This window comes from Ensifer sp. ENS07 (assembly GCF_014852185.1).
GTDB lineage: Bacteria > Pseudomonadota > Alphaproteobacteria > Rhizobiales > Rhizobiaceae > Ensifer > Ensifer adhaerens.
In genome coordinates, this window is record NZ_JACVBE010000004.1 from 260,812 (window position 1) to 278,395 (window position 17,584).

The following is a 17,584-nucleotide window of genomic DNA, read 5'->3' on the forward strand; positions in this document are numbered from 1 at the left end:
GGCAGCGGTTTTCCCGTCCTCATTCGCTCCGGCGGTTTGAAATCGATCACGGCTATCCGTGATCCATGAGGGAATGGGTAGATGGCGAAAATCGTCAATGTCGGGGTCCAGATGGACCATGTGTCGGGCATCAACATTGCGGGTGACTCCACCTTCGCCATGAGCCTCGAGGCACAGTCGCGCGGCTATCGCCTCTTCCACTATACGCCGGAAAAGCTGTCGCTGCGCGACGGCAAGGTCTATGCGAGCGTGCAGCCGATGACGCTGCGCGACGTCAAGGGCGACCACTTCACGCTTGGCGAAGCCGAGCGCGTGGATCTTTCGACCATGGACGTCATCCTGCTGCGCCAGGATCCGCCCTTCGACATGGCCTACATTACCTCGACGCACCTTTTGGAACGCCTGCATCCGAAGACGCTCGTCGTCAATGATCCCGCCTGGGTGCGCAATTCGCCGGAGAAGATCTTCGTCACCGAATTCGCCGACCTGATGCCGAAGACGCTGATCACCCGCGACCCCGCTGAGATCGCCAGCTTCCGCCAGGAAATGGGCGACATCATCCTGAAGCCGCTCTACGGCAACGGCGGCGCCGGCGTGTTCCACTCGACCCGCGATGACCGCAACATGTCCTCTCTGCTCGAAATGTTCGGCCAGATGTTCCGCGAGCCCTTCATCGCCCAGGAATACCTGCCGGCGGTGCGCAAGGGCGACAAGCGCATCCTGCTCGTCGACGGCGAGCCGGTCGGCGCCATCAACCGCGTTCCGGCAGACCACGACGCCCGCTCCAACATGCATGCTGGCGGCCGGCCTGAGCCGACCGAACTGACGGCGCGTGAGAAGGAAATCTGCACCCGCATCGCGCCGGCGCTGAAGGAGCGCGGCTTCCTCTTCGTCGGCATCGACGTTATCGGCGACTACATGACCGAGATCAACGTGACATCGCCGACCGGCATCCGCGAAGTGAAGAAGTTCGGCGGCGCCGATGTCGCGAGCCTGCTCTGGGATGCGATCGAGCGCAAGCGCCTGATCAAGATCTCGGCCTAGGATCCATCTCGGGTCGATGGCGCTTGCCGCGGGCCTCCGCCTGCGGCCGTTTGCCGAAACGTCCCAGGTACAGGCCCGCGTCTCCTCAAATGTTCCGTTATTGTTCTTGTTTTTGTGCGCGATCCGTGCAAGGCTTCTGCCTGCAACCCTGGGCGGTTGTGGCGCCCGATAACTGGGCTGCCTGGGCGAGGGGGCAAGCATGGTCGCGCGCGTCAGCACGGTCGCATTTCAGGGTATCGAGGGTCTGCCTGTCGATGTGCAGGTGATGGTCGCGCCGGGCAAGGTCGGCATGCAGATCGTCGGCCTGCCGGACAAGGCCGTCGCCGAAAGCCGCGAGCGGGTGCAGGCCGCCCTTCATGCTTCAGGTCTGGCGCTGCCGGCCAAGCGCGTGACCGTCAATCTTGCGCCCGCTGACCTTCCCAAGGAAGGCAGCCACTTCGACCTGGCGATCGCACTCGGCCTGATGGCAGCCCTCGGCGCCATTCCCGGCGATGCGTTGGCGCCTTATGTGGTGATCGGTGAGCTCAATCTCGATGGCACCATTGCTGCCGTTGCCGGCGCGCTTCCCGCCGCGATCGGTGCCAATGCGCTCGGCAAGGGGCTGATCTGCCCGGCCGAAAGCGGACCCGAGGCGGCCTGGGCCGGGGCCGAGATCGACATTCTGGCGCCCCGCAGCCTGATCGCAATCGCCAACCATTTCCGCGGTACGCAGGTGCTTTCGCGACCCGAGGCCGCGATCCGCTCAGGCGCATCTAACCTGCCCGATCTCGCCGATATCAAGGGTCAGGAAAGCGCCAAGCGGGCGCTCGAAGTGGCGGCCGCCGGCAACCACAATCTGCTGATGGTCGGCCCGCCCGGCTCGGGCAAGTCGATGCTCGCTGCCCGCCTGCCGTCGATCCTGCCGCCGCTCAACCCGGCCGAGCTCCTCGAAGTGTCGATGATCCATTCGATCGCCGGGCAGCTTCCAGGCGGCAAGCTCTCGGACCGACGGCCGTTCCGCACGCCGCATCATTCCGCGACGATGGCCGCCATGGTCGGTGGCGGCTTGCGCGCCAAGCCTGGCGAAGCCTCGCTTGCGCACAACGGCGTACTGTTCCTCGACGAGTTTCCGGAATTCTCGCCGCAGGTGCTCGACGCGCTGCGCCAGCCGCTTGAAACCGCCGAATGCATCATCGCCCGCGCCAACCACCGCGTCAGCTATCCCGCCGCGATCCAGCTTGTCGCGGCCATGAACCCCTGCCGCTGCGGCATGGCCGGCGAACCCGGCCGCAGCTGCGCCCGTGGACCGCGCTGCATGTCCGACTATCAGGCGCGCATTTCTGGTCCGCTGATGGACCGCATCGATATCCGCATCGACGTGCCGGCCGTCAGCGCCGCCGATCTCCTGAAGCCGGCCGCAGCCGAAAGCAGTGAGGTCGTTGCCCGTCGCGTCGCCCGTGCCCGGGCGCTGCAGATCGATCGTTTCGCCGCCCTCGGACATCCAGAGCTGACAAGCAATGCCCGCGCGTCGACCTCGATGATCGAGAAGATCGCAGCACCCGATGCGGCCGGCCTGCAGCTTCTCCGGGACGCCGCCGAAAAGATGAAATTCTCCGCCCGCGGCTATCACCGGGTGCTGAAGGTGGCGCGCACTCTTGCGGACCTCGATGGTGCGTCGACGGTCGGCCGAATCCATCTCGCCGAGGCGATTTCCTATCGGATCGCCGGGGAACGCTTGCCCGTCGCCGCATAGCGGCGTGCCTGGAAAAAAAAGGGCGCCTCGTGGGCGCCCTTTCCGATCAGAAGTTATCCCAGCCTGATCAGCCGCCCAGGCCATCGAACAGCACCGTCGAGAGGTAGCGTTCGGCAAAGGAAGGGATGATGACGACGATGGTCTTGCCGGCATTTTCCTCGCGCTGGCCGACCTCGATTGCCGCGGTTAGAGCTGCACCGGCGGAGATGCCGACCGGCACGCCTTCGAGCTTGGCGACAAGGCGGGCGGCCTCGATCGCTTCCGCGCTGTTGACCGTGACGATCTCGTCATAGACCGTGGTGTCGAGGATCGCCGGCGCAAAGCCTGCGCCGATGCCCTGGATCTTGTGCGGCCCGGGATTGCCACCGGACAGAACCGGAGATTCCTCCGGCTCGACGGCGATTACCTTGATCGAAGGCTTGCGCGCCTTCAGCACCTGGCCGGCGCCGGTAATCGTGCCGCCGGTGCCGATGCCGGAGACGAAAATGTCGACAGCGCCGTCCGTGTCGTTCCAGATTTCTTCGGCCGTCGTCTTGCGGTGAATTTCCGGGTTGGCCGGGTTTTCGAACTGCTGTGGGATGATGGCGTCCGGCAGTGTCTCGACCAGTTCCTGCGCCTTGGCGATCGCGCCCTTCATGCCCTTGGCGCCCTCGGTCAGCACCAGCTCGGCGCCGAGCAGCGCCAGCATCTTGCGCCGCTCGACCGACATGGTCTCTGGCATCGTCAGGATCAGCTTGTAGCCCTTGGCGGCCGCGACGAAGGCGAGCGCGATGCCGGTATTGCCGGAGGTCGGCTCCACCAGCGTCGTGCGGCCGGGCGTAATCTTGCCCTGCGCTTCCAGGCTCTCGATCATCGCCACACCGATACGGTCCTTGACCGAGGCGATCGGGTTGAAGAATTCGAGCTTGGCGAGCAGGTTCGCCTTGACGCCCTTTTCCTTGGCAAGCTTGTCCAGCCGCACGATGGGCGTGTCGCCGATCGTTTCCGTGATCGAGGAGTAGACGCGGCCGCGGCCGGGCTTGCGTGTGTCGGACATGGGTTTCTCCCTTGGGCGTAAATTGTCGAGCTATGAGAATAGGAACAATGATCGCGCAATTCCAGAACGACAAACACCGCGCAGCGATCCGCCGAAGGAAAAACCACTGGCGAAGTCGTTGTTCGGGAAAAGTTTTTTCAGCTGGCGCGAACGGCGATATAGGCCGCCGTGCCGGCAAGCACGCTGGCCGCAACCCGGTTCAGCGCTTTCAGGGCCTTCGGTTGCTTGAGCAGCAGACGCGCACGCGAGGCGAGCACCATATAGGGTACGAGAACGCTCAAGAGCACCAGAAAGGTGGCTGTCAGGAGCAGGCCGTAGTCGCCGGGTCCGATCGCCCGAATGTCGATCAGCGTCGGCACGAGCGCCACGTAAAACAGCATCGTCTTCGGATTGCCGAGCGTGATCAGCAGGCCGGACAGAAAGGACATGGCCGCACTCGTCGACGGCTTCGCCTTGATGTCCTCCGGCAGCAGCCCTGCGCTCCACAGCTTCCACGCGATGTAGCCGAGGTAGAGGACGCCGGCAAACTTCACCACCAGGAAGGCTGTGGTGAAGGTCTGGGCAATCAGCGCCAGCCCGAGGATGACCGCGGTTAGATAGATCATGTCGCCGAGCGCGATGCCGAGGCCCATGAAGAAGGTCTCGCGGAAACCGGAGCCGAGCGCGCGCGCAACCAGCGCCGTCACGCCGGGGCCTGGAATGGCCGCGGCGATGAAGAGCGCGCCGCTATAGGCGATGAGGGCCGCGAGCGTCATGGAACGTCCTTCCGAAGATGATGCCGATTTCTACCTCAAGCGACTGAAAAAGGAAATCACCGAACTGCGACCGGCGGGCGTCCGCTGAAGAAATTGACCGGGTGACAAGTCTGGCGTTGTCCGCTGGTGCGAAATGCGTAGAGCTTGGCGAAAACGAGCGAAAGGCGCCTCTCCATGCCCGAGTTGAAGGATATGATCGGCTTTGCCCTCCTGGCCCTTGGCATGGTGCTGACGCCAGGCCCGAACATGATCTACTTGATCTCGCGCTCGATCAGCCAGGGGCCGGGCGCCGGCTTGATTTCGCTCGGCGGCGTGGCGCTCGGCTTCGTCGTCTATATGGTCTCGGCGGCATTCGGTATCACAGCGCTGCTTCTGGCCGTGCCCCTCGCCTATGATGCGCTTCGCATCGCCGGTGCAGCCTACCTTCTCTATCTCGCCTGGCAGGCGGTCAGGCCCGGTGGACGCTCGCCCTTTCAGGTCAAGAACCTGCCGAAGGATGGGCCGAAGAAGCTGTTCGTCATGGGCTTCCTGACCAGCCTGCTCAATCCCAAGGTAGCGGTGCTCTATCTCTCGTTGCTGCCGCAGTTCATCCGGCCGGAGCTCGGCAACGTGCTCGGCCAGTCGCTGGTCTTCGGCTCGATCCAGATCGCGACCAGCGTCACCGTCAACGCCATGATCGCGCTCGCCGCCAGCGGCATCGCCGCTTTTCTTGCCCGGCGGCCGTTGTTCATGGTGGTGCAGCGCTGGGCGATGGGGACGGCGCTCTTCGGCTTCGCGCTGAGCATGGCTTCGGAAGCGCGGCGCTAACGCGCGCTTGCCGACGCCGCCCTCAACTCCGGAGCTGGCTTACTCGAAAACCGGCCGCATGAAGCTGCGCTCGTAGCTGAGGATGCAGCGCGTCTTCTCGGCATAGGCGAAGGCGTCCTGGCATTCCGGATCCGCGGCCATTTCCCGGCGGTAGTTTTCATAGTGGGCAAGGGTCGGAAAGCTGAAGAGCGCCAGGGCGATGTTGTTCGCCCCTTCATGCGGCAGGAAGTAGCCGTGATGCGTGCCGCCCAGCCGATTGACGAGCGGGATCCAGAGCTTGGCGTAATGTTCGAACTCGGCCGCCTTGTAAGGGTCGATAATGTATTTCAGGTAGCAGGTGATCATGCAGTTCTCCCTTCGCGTTCCCGCTTCTTGATAGAAGAGGGAAGGCGAAGTTTCCAGCCGAGAGTCATGCCGGCGGCGGCAACGAGGATCGCGACGGAGCCGGCGATCTGGATCGGCTGCAACTGGTGCCCGAAGGCGAGGCGGTCCACCACAATGGCGGCAATCGGATAGATGAAGGAAAGCGCCCCGGTCATGTGCGTCGGCAGCCGCTGGATCGCGCCGTAGAGCATCACATACATCAGCCCGGTGTGGATGACGCCGAGGGTCAGGACGATCGACCATTGCGTTGCACCTGACGGGGCGGGTGCGGCAAGCGCCATCGGTGCCAGCATCACGGTGCCGGTGATCACCTGGATCAGCGCAATCAGATGCGGCGGCGTGCCCTTGAGCAGCTTGGTCGCAATCGCCGCGATCGCGTAGAAGAAGGCAGCGCCGATCGAAAGGGCCACGCCGATCAGATAATCTTCAGGCGCGAAGCCTTGGCCAGGCTTGGCCGAAATGATCGCGAGCATGCCGGCAAACGACACCAGGAGCCAGAAGATCTTGGTGACGGTGATCTTTTCGCCGAGGAACACGGCGCCGAGGCCCAAGAGCATGAAGGGCTGGGTGTTGTAGACCATCGTCGCGATCGAGATCGATGCGTGGGAATAGGCGGCGAAAAGCAGCAGCCAGTTGACCACGATCGCGATGCCGCCGATGACCGAAAGCAGCAGCATCCGTCGGCTGAAGTGGCGACGGTCGAGAAGTCCGAGCGCCCAGGCAATGGCAACGAGCGTTATGGCCCCGAAGACGCAGCGCCAGAACACCACGCTCGTCACCGGCTGCCCCGACATCAGCACGAACCAGCCGATGGTGCCGGATATCAGCATCGCTGCCGTCATCTCGATGCTGCCGCGTTTGAGCTCGGTATTCATGATTTCTGCTCCTATTGGTGATCGCAGAATAGCCGGTGCTCATGGCCTTTCCCATAGATTAACGAAGGCAATTGTGCTAGGTTGCCTAATTATCGAAGTTCTGTTTGTTGTTGTGACTTATGGTGTCGTGATGCTGGACGAGATTGACCGACGAATCCTCGACATACTGGCCGCCAATGCCCGGGTGTCGCTGAAGGAGCTCGCGCAGGAGGCTGGGCTCTCCTCGCCGAGCGCTGCGGATAGGCTCCGCAAGCTGGAAGAGCGCGGTGTCCTCGACGGTTTCACCATCGCCCTCAACCCCGCCAAAGTCGGCTACCCGCTGCAGGCGGTCATCCGCGTGCGGCCGATGCCGGGCATGCTGCACATCGTCGAGAGGCTGATCCAGGAAACGCCGGAATTCGTCGAATGCGACAAGGTTACAGGCGACGACTGCTTCATCGCCAAGCTCTACGTGCGTGACATGGCGCAGCTCGACACGATCCTCGACCGGATCGCCGAGAAGGCGCAGACCAACACCTCGATTGTCAAGTCGACACCGGTCAAGCGCCGCCTGCCGCCTTTGATTTAAAGCAATCCCAGGAAGAGTGCGAAGCGGTTTTCCGTCCGGAATTGCGCATGCGAGAGCAATCCCAGGAAAAGTGCATAGCGGTTTTCCGTTCGGGATTACGGCCTAAAAGCCAATTCCGGGAAAAGTGCGAAGCGGTAGCCGTCGCTCGATCAGACGCCGGTCGAGCCGAAGCCGCCGGCGCCGCGTGCCGTCTCGCTTGCGCCGTCGGCCTCGCGAACCGTGACCTGCGTGACCGGTGCGATCACCATCTGGGCGATGCGCATGCCGCGCTCGAAGATGAACTCCTCGTCGCCGAGATTGACGAGCAGCACCTTCACTTCACCGCGATAGTCGCTGTCGATCGTACCGGGCGTGTTGAGGCAGGTGATGCCGTGCTTGAAGGCGAGGCCGGAGCGCGGGCGGATCTGCGCCTCGTAGCCGGCGGGCACTTCGAAAATGAAGCCGGTCGGAACGAGGGCGCGCTTGCCGGGGGTGAGCATCAGCGGTCGATCGGCGGGGACGCCCGCGCGCAAATCCATGCCGGCGGCGCCTGCGGTCTCGTAGGCCGGAAGCTCCAGGCCTTCGCCGTGCGGCAGACGAACGAGGTTGAGGGTCGGGCGGGATAGGGAAGTGTGCGTGCTCATGCCCGCATAAGCCGGGCCACGGGCGCCTCGGTCAATTGCATAATCGGGGCCGAGCCTGTAAAGGACGCGGCAACTCACAGGATTTTACGACATGGCTGAAACTCTCGCCGAGGCGGTCTCCCGCCGCCGCACATTTGCGATTATCGCCCACCCGGACGCCGGTAAGACCACGCTCACGGAAAAGTTGCTGCTGTTCGGCGGTGCCATCCAGCTCGCCGGTGAGGTCAAGGCCAAGAAGGACCGCATCCAGACCCGTTCGGACTGGATGAAGATCGAGCGCGAGCGCGGCATCTCGGTCGTCACCTCGGTGATGACCTTCGAGTATGGCGGCAACGTCTTCAACATTCTTGATACGCCCGGTCACGAAGACTTCGCCGATGACACCTATCGCACGCTGACGGCGGTGGATGCGGCCGTCATGGTCATCGACGCCGCCAAGGGTATCGAACCGCGCACGCTAAAGCTCTTCGAAGTCTGCCGCATGCGCGACATCCCGATCATCACCTTCGTCAACAAGATGGACCGCGAGAGCCGCGATCCCTTCGAGATCCTGGATGAGGTCGAGGAGAAGCTGGCGCTCGACTGCGCGCCGGTGACCTGGCCGATCGGCCGCTCGAAGACTTTCTGCGGGTCCTACAACCTCGCCGACAACACCGTGCGCGGTTCGGACACGCAGGAAATCCCGACCAAGGTCAACGGCCCGGAAATGGCCTCCCATCGCCTGCCGGAAAACGAGCGCGACGCCTTTACCGAAGAGCTGATGCTGGCGATCGAGGCCTGCAAGCCCTTCGACAAGAAGGCCTTCCTCGAAGGCCACCTGACCCCGGTCTTTTTCGGCTCGGCGCTGCGCAACTTCGGTGTGCGCGATCTCATCAATGCGCTTGGCGACATCGCCCCGCCGCCGCGCGACCAGGTCGCGGATATCCGCACGGTGCATGCGACCGACGACAAGATGACGGCCTTCGTCTTCAAGATCCAGGCCAACATGGACCCGAACCATCGCGACCGCATCGCCTTTGCCCGCGTCTGCTCCGGCAAGCTCGAGCGCGGCATGAAGGCACGCCTGTCGCGCACCGGCAAGCAGCTTGGCCTCAGCGCCCCGCAGTTCTTCTTCGCCTCGCAGCGCCAGCTCGCCGACACGGCTTACGCCGGCGACGTCGTCGGCATCCCGAACCACGGCACGCTCCGTATCGGCGACACGCTGACGGAGGGTGAGCCGCTGGTGTTCCAGGGCGTGCCGAACTTCTCGCCGGAAATCCTGCGCCGCGTGCGGCTCGAGGATGCGATGAAGGCGAAGAAGCTGAAAGAGGCGCTGCAGCAGATGGCGGAAGAAGGCGTCGTGCAGCTCTTCTCGCCGGAAGACGGCTCGCCGGCGATCGTCGGCGTCGTCGGCGCGCTGCAGCTCGACGTGTTGAAGGAGCGCCTCAGCGCCGAATACGGCCTGCCGGTCTCCTTCGAAATGTCGCGCTTTTCCGTTTGCCGCTGGATTTCGTCCGATCAGCCGGCCGAACTCGACAAGTTCGTCACCGCGCGCCGCGGCGACATCGCCCGCGATCTCGACGGCGACCCGGTGTTCCTGGCGCAGGACAGCTTCTCGCTGCGCTACGAAGCCGAGCGCTATCCGGCGATCAAGATGGTCGCGATCAAGGAATATCACGTCGCCAAGGCGGCCTGATTGTCCTGTGTCCGGCCGGTGCCTAGGCATCGGCCGGTCTCGCGGCGCCCAAGCGCCGTTTTCCGAACGAAATCCCTAAACCGAAAAATCGAAACGCGGCGACGAACGATCGAGCATGGCCATGCTCGGGCGAGCGCCCCAGGTCTGTTCGATTGCCTGCGAAAGTGCCGTGAGCAGGCGTTCGGTGTCCTCGCATGCCGTCTTGTGCAGCGCTTCCGCCACGATCAGCGCATGCGTCGTCTGCGGCCGGATGGCCGAAAGACCGCTCTGCCGGTTGGTCCAGCGCCGGGCATGCGCCCGCCCCTCGGCATCGGCGAAGATCACTTCGCCTGGTTCGGGGCTCTCCGTTTCTCCTGAGAACGTCAGATAGCGTTCGCTGCCGGCCGCCCGGCGGACGTGCAGAAAACCGCTGACGTGGGAGAGGTCGAAGACGGCGATCGGAATGGCGAAGGCGAGCGAAGCGGCGTTGCAAAGATCGATCAGCGGATGGATCGAGGGCAGGTCCCCTTCCTTGCGGAAGCGGCGGAGCAAGGCTTCGGCTGCCGAGCGGTATTGTGTCGGCTTCAATCCCATCTTGGCAAAGGTCCGGCGCCACGCCTGGATCTCGGGCAGGTCGCTTTCCGAACCCGCGCCGAGACGATCATTTGCGCTCGCCTGGAACTGGCGAACATGGTCCTCGACCGAGACGCCGCCATTTATGCCATCGATGAAAAGCGCGCCGGCGCTCAGCTCCGGGAAATCGCGCCAGATGTCGTCTGCGTGCTGGAAGTGCATGGAAGTCCTCGAATTGGATGCGTTCATTCTGGTTCAAACCTCCGCGACCGGAAAGGCGCGTGCCGTCCTTCGGCCGGCGAGGATCTGGGGTAGGGTCAGGCCGAGGACGGCGGCGAGCACGCAGCCGATCCCAAGCAATTGAGGGGCGCCGACCGGCTCGTCGAGCAGGAGAAAGGCGAAGGCGACGGCTGAAACGGGCGCCAGCGCCGTGAAGACGGAGGCCTCGGTGCCGCTTACTTTGGCCGATCCCGCATACCAGAGCAGGAAGCCGGCAACGGTCGGGATGAGGGCGTAGTAGAGAACCGCAACGATTGCGCCCCTGTCGATCTCGGCCGTCGCATGCGTCTCGAAGAGCGCAGGGATGATGGCGACCGCGAAGCCGAGGCCGGCCATCAGCGTCGAAAGAGCCAGCGGCGAGATCTCCGTCTTCACGCGCTTGTTGAGAAGGATGAACAGGCCTTCGCATATGACGGCGCCAAAGATGAGGGCGATGCCGAGCGGCGAATGGGTGCCGCCTTCGCCGGGCTTGAAGACGATGGTCAGCACGCCGGCTGCGGCAAGTGCGATCGCCGCAAGCACTTTGCGGTCCGGGCGCTCGCCGAGAAGAAGGATAGCGATGGCGGCGGAAACCACCGGCAGCGTACCGATCACCACGCCGGCATCGGTTGCCGAGGTCAGGCTGAGGCCCGCGATCAAAAGCGTCGTATAGCCGACGCTGCCAGCGCCGGCTTGGGCGATGAGGAGAAGCCAGTCGCGGCCCTTAAGTTTCGGCCATGACGTCCTGGTGAGCCACATCAACAGCAGGAAGAGCGGGAAGGCGACGGCGAAGCGCAGCGCGGTGGCCGTGAACGGTGGCAGGCCCGTCGCGATGATCTTGCTGGCGATCACCGTGCTACCGACGAGGATCATCGCCAGCGACAGATAGAGATAGCCTTGAAATTTTCCCGACATGTCCGTTCTCCGTTGCTTCGCCGCGCTTGTCGCTGTGCAGCCGATGCAGCAATGCTCCGGGGGAGGGCTCGGGTCTTGAACGGAATTGCGGGCGCTACTTTTTGGCCCCGGCATAGATGCCCGGCGAGAGGCCATATTTGCTGACGAAGACGCGGGTCATGTGGCTCTGGTCGGCGAAGCCGGCCGCGAACGCGGCCTCCGCCAGCGGCATGCCCCCACCGATCAGGCGGCGGGCGAGATCGATGCGGCGCTGGACGATATAGGCATGCGGCGTCAGGCCGACCGCACTTGCGAAATTGCGCACCAGTTGAAAGCGGCTGAGCCCGGCTTCGGCGGCGAGATCGGCGAGCGTGATCGCGGCCGTCGGATCGTCGTCGATCATCGTCTTGGCCGCCGCGACTGTTGCCGGCCGTTCACGCTGGTGTCGCCTGCCGGTTGCAAGAACGCCTGCAAGCAGCGGCAGGAGCTGCTCCTCGTGCCGGATGGCGTCGCCCATGGCCGTCGGATCGGTGATGGCCGCAAACAGTGCCCGAAAGTGATCTGCGACCTCCCGGTCGTGGAACGCGGGTGCAGTGAACTCGCCGGAATGCGCGCGGCCCTGGCTGATATCCTCGGCGGCAGTCGCGATGACCGAGGGATCGAAGTAGAGCATGCGCCAGGCGCGGCCGGCATCACCGATCGGCGTTCCGTCATGCACCTCGCCGGGGTTGACGGTGATCATGTCGCCGGCGCCGGCTTCGACAATGCCGCGGCCGCTGAGCGACTTCTGCGCGCCCTCATAGATGAGACCGATGCCAAACTGATCGTGCGTGTGGCGGGCGAAGGACTGGCGCGTTTCGGCCTCGACAGCGTCTATGCCCGCGGCGGCACTGCGCAGCATCCTGATCTTGCCCTTCGCCATCCCGCGCGCCTGCTCCGTTCTCCAGCTTTGTCTTGTACACCGAGGCGCCGCATCCGGCCATCGCAATGACGCCTCATGACGCCTCCTGCTCCGGCTGACATCGGTGGGTCGCAGAAACTTTCATCTTTCCGGCGTTGCAATCACCGGCCGCATCCTTACGTTGCGGTTCCAGGCGGCTGAGACAATAGGAGATGGTCGAAATGCTGGATCTTCGTGTTCACTTTCTCGAAGCGGACGGATCTCTGGCGCCGTGGCACGAACGAATACGGGAGGCCGTGCGGGAAACCGCCGAGCGTGTCGGCGCGGCGGTTTCTGCCTCGGACAGCGCCGCCCCCATCGATGTCCTCGTCGAGTATCGTGCGGGCGAGACGATCCCCGAACTCGGTGTTGCGGGCGCCTGCTACCGCAGGGCGCTGGTCGTCTTCACGGTCGATCCCGGCAACGAGAATTTCGAGGCGAGCCTTAGTGCGGGAGAAGTGCGCAAATTGCTGACGCACGAACTGCATCATTCCTTTCGCCACGCGACCTGCGGCTATGGTTCCAAGCTCGGCGAAGCGCTGGTCAGCGAGGGGCTGGCCGATGCTTTCGATGCCGAGATCAACGGCGGCGACGGCCATGTGTGGAATCATGCGCTCAACGCCGCGGATTGGGAAAGCTTGTTGGAGCGCGCCGAACGAGAGCTTTGGGCCGAGACCTATGATCACGCAGGCTGGTTCTTTGGCACCGATCGGTCTCTGCCGCGCTGGGCCGGCTACACGATCGGCTATCATCTGGTGAAGACTTATCTTGCTGTCAATCCGCAGGCGCGCCCATCGCAGATGACGGCGACGCCGGCATCGGTCGTGATCGGCGAAGCATGGGCGCCGCTCAAGGATCGTCTGCTCGTCGCCGCATGATGGTTCAGGCCGAGATGGCTAAGCGTGAGGCGCCTCGTCGCGATCGCGGCCCGGCAGCTTCCTGACGTCGCCGATCCAGGGCAACGCCGAGGAACACCAGATCTGCGACCGCGGTCTGAGCTGCCGGCGCTGGTTGATCGTTCCCACCCGGATGCCAACCTCCAGCGCGTCCTCGTCGGTGCCGGTCGTATAGATCGGCGAGCCGCAGTTCGGGCAGAAGAACTGCAGCCGCTGCCGCCCGTTTGCGCCGATCTTCACATAGAGCTTCGGTTCGCCGCCGGTCAGCCGAAAGTTCTCCCGTTCCGTGCCGGCGGTGACGCGGTAGGCCGATCCCGTCAGTTGCTGGCAATCGGTGCAATGGCAGATCCCGACATCGGCCGGGTCGATCTCCGCCTCGTAGGTGACGAAGCCGCAGTGGCATTGCCCGTCGATATGCATGGAGCCCTCCCTGAAAGCGGGAAAGCTAGGGCGGTCCGGGCGAAAGGCTATGCCACTCTCATCCGCCCGAAGCCTCATTGGGCGATCGGGCTCAAGGATCGCAGCGTCTCGCCCCGCCGTTCGGCATGGACGGAGAGCGGTGGAGTGCCACCGTTTGGTTCGCCGCTTACACGCCGGTAAACAGCCACTCGTGTTCGCGGGCGTTGTGGAACTTCCAGATGCGCTTCGGTCCGGCCATGACGTTGAGATAATAGACGTCGTAGCCGTGCACGGCAGCGACCGGATGATAGCCCCTCGGCACCAGCGTCACGTCGCCGTCCTCGACTGCCATGGTCTCGTCGAGCGAGCGATCGTCGGTATAGACGCGTTGCATCGCAAAGCCCTGGGGCGGGTTCAGCCGGTGGTAATAGGTCTCTTCCAGATAGCTCTCGGCCGGCAGGTCGTCCTGGTCGTGCTTGTGCGGGGGGTAGGAGGAAGTATGGCCACCGGGCGTGATCACCTCGACGACGAGCAGCGACTGCGCCGAGCCGTCATCTTCCGGCATGATGTTGGTGACGTAGCGGGTGTTGGTACCCTTGCCGCGGGTCATCTGCGGATGGGTGCCCGGTGCGATCACCTTCGCCTTGAAGCCGTCGCCGCCCGGGGCCGAGCAGATGGCAAGGTCGAGGTCGGAGGTGGCCGTTGCTTGCCAGCGGCTGCCCTTCGGCACGTAGACGGCATAGGGCTGGCCCTCGAAGGGGGTCATGCGCTCGCCGAGCTCGCCGAGGCTTTCGCCGTCGACGGCGACCTTCGCCTTGCCGGACACGAGCACCAGGCAGATTTCCTTGTCGCCGGTCTCGCCCTCGGTCGTCTCGCCCGCTTTCAGCCGTTCCAGCGCGAAGCCGACATAGGTCCAGCCGGCGCTCTCCGGCGTCACGTTTTGCATGAGGCCCGATTTGGCCTTCGGTTTGACGAGTAGCTTGGACATGTCGATCTCCCTGATACTTTTTCTGGAGCCGCGCCGAATGGTTGGCCTGCCCCTCACCCTAGCCCTCTCCCCGCTTACGGGGAGAGGGGATTTTCGGAGTTTGCGTCGCGCTCCCCACCTCTACGTCGCGAGGGACCGGAGGGCGCGGCCTATCCCTTCACCCCGCCGGCGGGGAGAAGGTGGCGGCAGCCGGATGAGGGCCTCCCTCACCGCGCGGATGAGGGGCACGCCCCGTGAAGTCCGGCGACCGAAAGTGACGGCTTACTTGTCGAGCCCGGCTTCCTTGGCGAAGGCCTTCAGCGATTTCAACCCAAGTGACTGGTATTCGAAAGGGTTGCGCACGGCCGAATCCTGTTCCGCCTCGATCACCAGCCAGCCGGAATAATCGTGCTCGGCGGCGATCTTCAGTACGGGCAGGAAGTCGACGCCGCCTTCGCTGTCGCCGGGAACCGTGAAGACGCCACGGCGCACGCCTTCGAGGAAGGAGAGGCCTTCGCCCTCGACGACCTTGCGGACAGCGGGACGCACGTTCTTGCAATGGATGTGGCGCACGCGGTGCATGTATTTCTTCGCGACCTCGGCCGGATCGGAACCGCCGAACCAGGCGTGCCCGGTGTCGAGCAGCAACTTGGTCGCCGGGCCGGTGTTCTGCATCAGGAGATCGATTTCCTCGCCGGTCTGGACGATCGTGCCCATGTGGTGATGGTAGACGAGGTCGATGCCCTGGTCGGCACAATATTGCGCGATCGCTTCGAGGTCGGCGCCGAACTTCTTCCACTGGTCGGCCGGCAGCACCGGCTTGTCGTTGGCGACCGACTTTCCGTCGTCGCCATGGATGGCGTTCGAGGTTTCGCAGACGATTGCCACCTTGCAGCCATTGTGCTTCAGGAGGTCGAGATGCGGCTGGATCGCCTTCTTCTCGGCCTCGACGTCATGGGTGAGCAGGTTGGTCGAGTGCCAGCCGGAGACGAATACGAGATCGTAGGAGCCGAGCTTCTGCTTCAGTGCTTCCGGATCGGACGGCATCTTGTGGCCCTTCTCGATGCCGTCGAAGCCGATCTTCTGGCAATCGGACAGGCAGTCCTCGAGCGTCAAATGCGCGCCGATCGAATGATCGTCGTCGTTGCTCCAGGCGATCGGGTTAGTTCCGTAGCGGATCATGTCTTTCACTTTCTGATGCCATCCGCGGAAGGCGGATGTTTTGTGAGCATAAACGGGAAAAGCGCCCGCGCGAAAACGCGGGCGCCGAAAGGGCAATCTTAGCCGAAGCGCTGTGCGGCGAGCGCCTTCTCATAACCCTCGCGCGCCGCGTTGACCTGGGCGCGGCCCGAGACCTCGGGCACTGCGACATCCCACCAGTGGCCGCCGGCCTCGGTCGTGATTAGCGGATCGGTGTCGATGACGATCACGGTCGTGCGCGTCTCGCTCGCGGTCTCCTTGAGCGCTGCTTCGAGCTCGGAGATCGAGCCGACCTTGCGGGTGACGGCGCCCATCGCGCCGGCATGCGCCGCGAAGTCGATCTGCGGCAGTTCGACGTGATGGGTGTCCTTCAAGAGATTGTTGAAGTTGGCGCCACCGGTACCCATCTGCAGCCGGTTGATGCAGCCGTAGCCGGCATTGTCGAGCAGCACGATCGTGAACTTGGCGCCAAGCATGATCGAAGAGGCGATCTCCGAATTCAGCATCATGTAGCTGCCGTCACCGACCATGACGATCACGTCGCTCTCGGGCTTGGCGAGCTTGACGCCGAGACCGCCGGCAACTTCGTAACCCATGGTCGAGAAGCCGTATTCCATGTGGTAGCCGCCGGGCTCTTCCGCCTGCCAGAGCTTGTGCAACTCACCGGGTAGACCGCCGGCGGCGCAGACGAGCGTCGTGTTCTTACCGCCGCGGGCGCGCTGCACGGCGCCGATCACCTGCGCGTCGGAGGGGAGGGCGGCATTGGTCGTGGCCGTCGCCTTGTCGGCCGCCGCCAGCCATTCCGCCTTGCCGGCCTTGGCCTTCGCGGTCCAGCTCGGATCGGCCTTGTGGCCGCCAAGACCGCCGGAGATGCGGTTGAGACCGGCGCGGGCGTCTGCGATCAGCGGCAGGCCGTTGTGTTTGCCGGCGTCGAAAGGCTGAACGTTGAGGCCGATGATCTTCAGGCCCTCGTTCTTGAAGAGCGCCCAGGAGCCGGTTGTGAAGTCCTGCAGGCGCGAGCCGACGGCGAGAACCACGTCGGCATCCTCGGCAAGCGCGTTGGAGGCGGTGGTGCCGGTCACACCGACCGAGCCCATGTTGAGCGAATGCGAATGCGGCAGCGCCGACTTGCCGGCCTGCGTCTCGACCACGGGGATGCCGTGGCGTTCGGCGAAATCGCCGAGCTCCTTGCTCGCTTCGGAATAGAGCACGCCGCCGCCGGCGATGATGATCGGCTTCTTTGCTTCCTTCAGCGCCGCGATCGCCGTCGCCAGTTCGTCGAGATCCGGCTCGACGCGGCGCGGCACCCAGACCTTCTCGTCGAAGAAGTTTTCGGGGTAGTCGTAGGCTTCCGCCTGGACATCCTGGCAGAGCGACAGCGTTACCGGGCCGCAATCGGCCGGATCCGTCAGGACCTGCATGGCGCGGCGCAGCGCCGGGATGATCTGTTCGGGCCGGCTGATGCGGTCGAAGTAGCGCGAGACCGGGCGGAAGCAGTCGTTCGCCGAGATCGTGCCGTCGCCGAAGCTTTCCACCTGCTGCAGCACCGGATCGGGGCGGCGGTTGGCGAACACATCGCCGGGCAGGAAGAGGACCGGCAGGCGGTTGACATGGGCGAGTGCTGCCGAGGTCACCATGTTGAGCGCGCCGGGGCCGATCGAGGTGGTGCAGGCCATGAAGCGGCGGCGGAAGCTCGCCTTGGCAAAGGCGATCGCCGCATTCGCCATGCCCTGTTCGTTCTGGGCGCGATAGGTCGGTAGAGTGTCCTTGATCGCGTGCAGCGCTTCGCCGACGCCGGCGACGTTGCCATGGCCGAAGATGGCGAAGACGCCGCCGAAGATCGGCACCTTCTTGCCTTCGATGACGGTCATCTGGCGGGTCAGGAACCGCGCCACGGCCTGGGCCACGGTCAGGCGCACGGTCTTCTGGCTCATAATCTGTTTCCTCCTCGTGGCGGAATCGTCCCGTTCCGCCCTGTC

18 protein-coding genes are annotated in these 17,584 nt (G+C 64.2%); 6 read left to right on the forward strand and 12 right to left on the reverse strand.

The window, feature by feature from the left end; all coding sequences use genetic code 11:
- Nucleotides 1–81: 81 nt before the first annotated feature.
- On the forward strand, nt 82–1,044 hold the full coding sequence (gene gshB / locus IB277_RS16240; protein WP_090296334.1) for a glutathione synthase: 963 nt from the start codon (nt 82–84) through the stop codon (nt 1,042–1,044).
- A 199-nt stretch (nt 1,045–1,243) separates the two neighbouring features.
- Nucleotides 1,244–2,776 carry a YifB family Mg chelatase-like AAA ATPase gene (locus IB277_RS16245; protein WP_110818549.1) on the forward strand — a complete coding sequence of 511 codons (1,533 nt, stop codon included), beginning with the start codon at nt 1,244–1,246 and terminating at the stop codon, nt 2,774–2,776.
- 67 nt (nt 2,777–2,843) lie between these two features.
- Here IB277_RS16245 and cysK read toward each other — a convergent pair whose 3' ends face one another.
- Together cysK and IB277_RS16255 are read right to left on the reverse strand one after the other, a co-directional pair.
- Complete coding sequence (gene cysK, locus IB277_RS16250) at nt 2,844–3,812, reverse strand: cysteine synthase A (protein ID WP_034797566.1); 969 nt, start codon at nt 3,810–3,812, stop codon at nt 2,844–2,846.
- Between the two features lie 137 nt (nt 3,813–3,949).
- Nucleotides 3,950–4,567, reverse strand: coding sequence for a LysE family translocator (locus IB277_RS16255; RefSeq protein WP_090300995.1), 618 nt, complete (start codon nt 4,565–4,567; stop codon nt 3,950–3,952).
- A 174-nt stretch (nt 4,568–4,741) separates the two neighbouring features.
- Between IB277_RS16255 and IB277_RS16260 the strand changes: the two genes are divergently transcribed.
- Nucleotides 4,742–5,374, forward strand: a complete 633-nt coding sequence (locus IB277_RS16260) for a LysE family translocator (RefSeq protein WP_192371319.1) — start codon at nt 4,742–4,744, stop codon at nt 5,372–5,374.
- A gap of 39 nt (nt 5,375–5,413) precedes the next feature.
- On the opposite strand, the gene IB277_RS16265 is transcribed toward IB277_RS16260, so the two are convergent.
- Nucleotides 5,414–5,719, reverse strand: coding sequence for an NIPSNAP family protein (locus tag IB277_RS16265; protein ID WP_090300993.1), 306 nt, complete (start codon nt 5,717–5,719; stop codon nt 5,414–5,416).
- Nucleotides 5,716–6,633 carry a DMT family transporter gene (locus IB277_RS16270; protein ID WP_060519685.1) on the reverse strand — a complete coding sequence of 306 codons (918 nt, stop codon included), beginning with the start codon at nt 6,631–6,633 and terminating at the stop codon, nt 5,716–5,718. The genes IB277_RS16265 and IB277_RS16270 overlap by 4 nt, the downstream gene beginning before the upstream one ends.
- 130 nt (nt 6,634–6,763) lie before the next feature.
- Here IB277_RS16270 and IB277_RS16275 point away from each other — a divergent pair, with 130 nt between their 5' ends.
- A complete protein-coding gene (locus IB277_RS16275; protein ID WP_060519687.1) occupies nt 6,764–7,201 on the forward strand; it encodes an Lrp/AsnC family transcriptional regulator in 438 nt (145 codons plus the stop codon).
- A 149-nt stretch (nt 7,202–7,350) separates the two neighbouring features.
- On the opposite strand, the gene dut is transcribed toward IB277_RS16275, so the two are convergent.
- Nucleotides 7,351–7,824: a dUTP diphosphatase gene (dut, locus tag IB277_RS16280; RefSeq protein ID WP_192371320.1), complete on the reverse strand. Its 474-nt coding sequence runs from the start codon at nt 7,822–7,824 to the stop codon at nt 7,351–7,353.
- A gap of 91 nt (nt 7,825–7,915) precedes the next feature.
- Here dut and IB277_RS16285 point away from each other — a divergent pair, with 91 nt between their 5' ends.
- On the forward strand, nt 7,916–9,499 hold the full coding sequence (locus IB277_RS16285; protein ID WP_034797554.1) for a peptide chain release factor 3: 1,584 nt from the start codon (nt 7,916–7,918) through the stop codon (nt 9,497–9,499).
- A 75-nt stretch (nt 9,500–9,574) separates the two neighbouring features.
- Here the strand turns inward: IB277_RS16285 and IB277_RS16290 are convergent, their stop codons facing one another.
- The 3 genes from IB277_RS16290 to IB277_RS16300 all read right to left on the reverse strand — a co-directional run bounded on the left by IB277_RS16290 (nt 9,575) and on the right by IB277_RS16300 (nt 12,125).
- Entirely contained in the window at nt 9,575–10,273 is a 699-nt protein-coding gene (locus tag IB277_RS16290) for a B3/4 domain-containing protein (protein WP_060580632.1), read from the reverse strand.
- Between the two features lie 33 nt (nt 10,274–10,306).
- The gene (locus IB277_RS16295; protein WP_060608358.1) at nt 10,307–11,224 is read right to left on the reverse strand and encodes a DMT family transporter; all 918 of its coding nucleotides are present in this window, start codon (nt 11,222–11,224) and stop codon (nt 10,307–10,309) included.
- A 94-nt stretch (nt 11,225–11,318) separates the two neighbouring features.
- Entirely contained in the window at nt 11,319–12,125 is an 807-nt protein-coding gene (locus IB277_RS16300) for an AraC family transcriptional regulator (protein WP_110818548.1), read from the reverse strand.
- A 200-nt stretch (nt 12,126–12,325) separates the two neighbouring features.
- Here IB277_RS16300 and IB277_RS16305 point away from each other — a divergent pair, with 200 nt between their 5' ends.
- The gene (locus IB277_RS16305; protein WP_162731845.1) at nt 12,326–13,021 is read left to right on the forward strand and encodes a DUF2268 domain-containing putative Zn-dependent protease; all 696 of its coding nucleotides are present in this window, start codon (nt 12,326–12,328) and stop codon (nt 13,019–13,021) included.
- Nucleotides 13,022–13,039: 18 nt separating this feature from the next.
- Here IB277_RS16305 and IB277_RS16310 read toward each other — a convergent pair whose 3' ends face one another.
- From IB277_RS16310 to iolD, 4 genes are all read right to left on the reverse strand, one after another.
- The gene (locus IB277_RS16310; RefSeq protein ID WP_060580636.1) at nt 13,040–13,459 is read right to left on the reverse strand and encodes a GFA family protein; all 420 of its coding nucleotides are present in this window, start codon (nt 13,457–13,459) and stop codon (nt 13,040–13,042) included.
- Between the two features lie 166 nt (nt 13,460–13,625).
- On the reverse strand, nt 13,626–14,426 hold the full coding sequence (gene iolB / locus IB277_RS16315) for a 5-deoxy-glucuronate isomerase (protein WP_060580637.1): 801 nt from the start codon (nt 14,424–14,426) through the stop codon (nt 13,626–13,628).
- A gap of 261 nt (nt 14,427–14,687) precedes the next feature.
- Complete coding sequence (gene iolE / locus IB277_RS16320) at nt 14,688–15,587, reverse strand: myo-inosose-2 dehydratase (protein WP_034797543.1); 900 nt, start codon at nt 15,585–15,587, stop codon at nt 14,688–14,690.
- A gap of 98 nt (nt 15,588–15,685) precedes the next feature.
- Complete coding sequence (gene iolD, locus IB277_RS16325) at nt 15,686–17,539, reverse strand: 3D-(3,5/4)-trihydroxycyclohexane-1,2-dione acylhydrolase (decyclizing) (protein WP_110818546.1); 1,854 nt, start codon at nt 17,537–17,539, stop codon at nt 15,686–15,688.
- Nucleotides 17,540–17,584 lie beyond the last annotated feature (45 nt).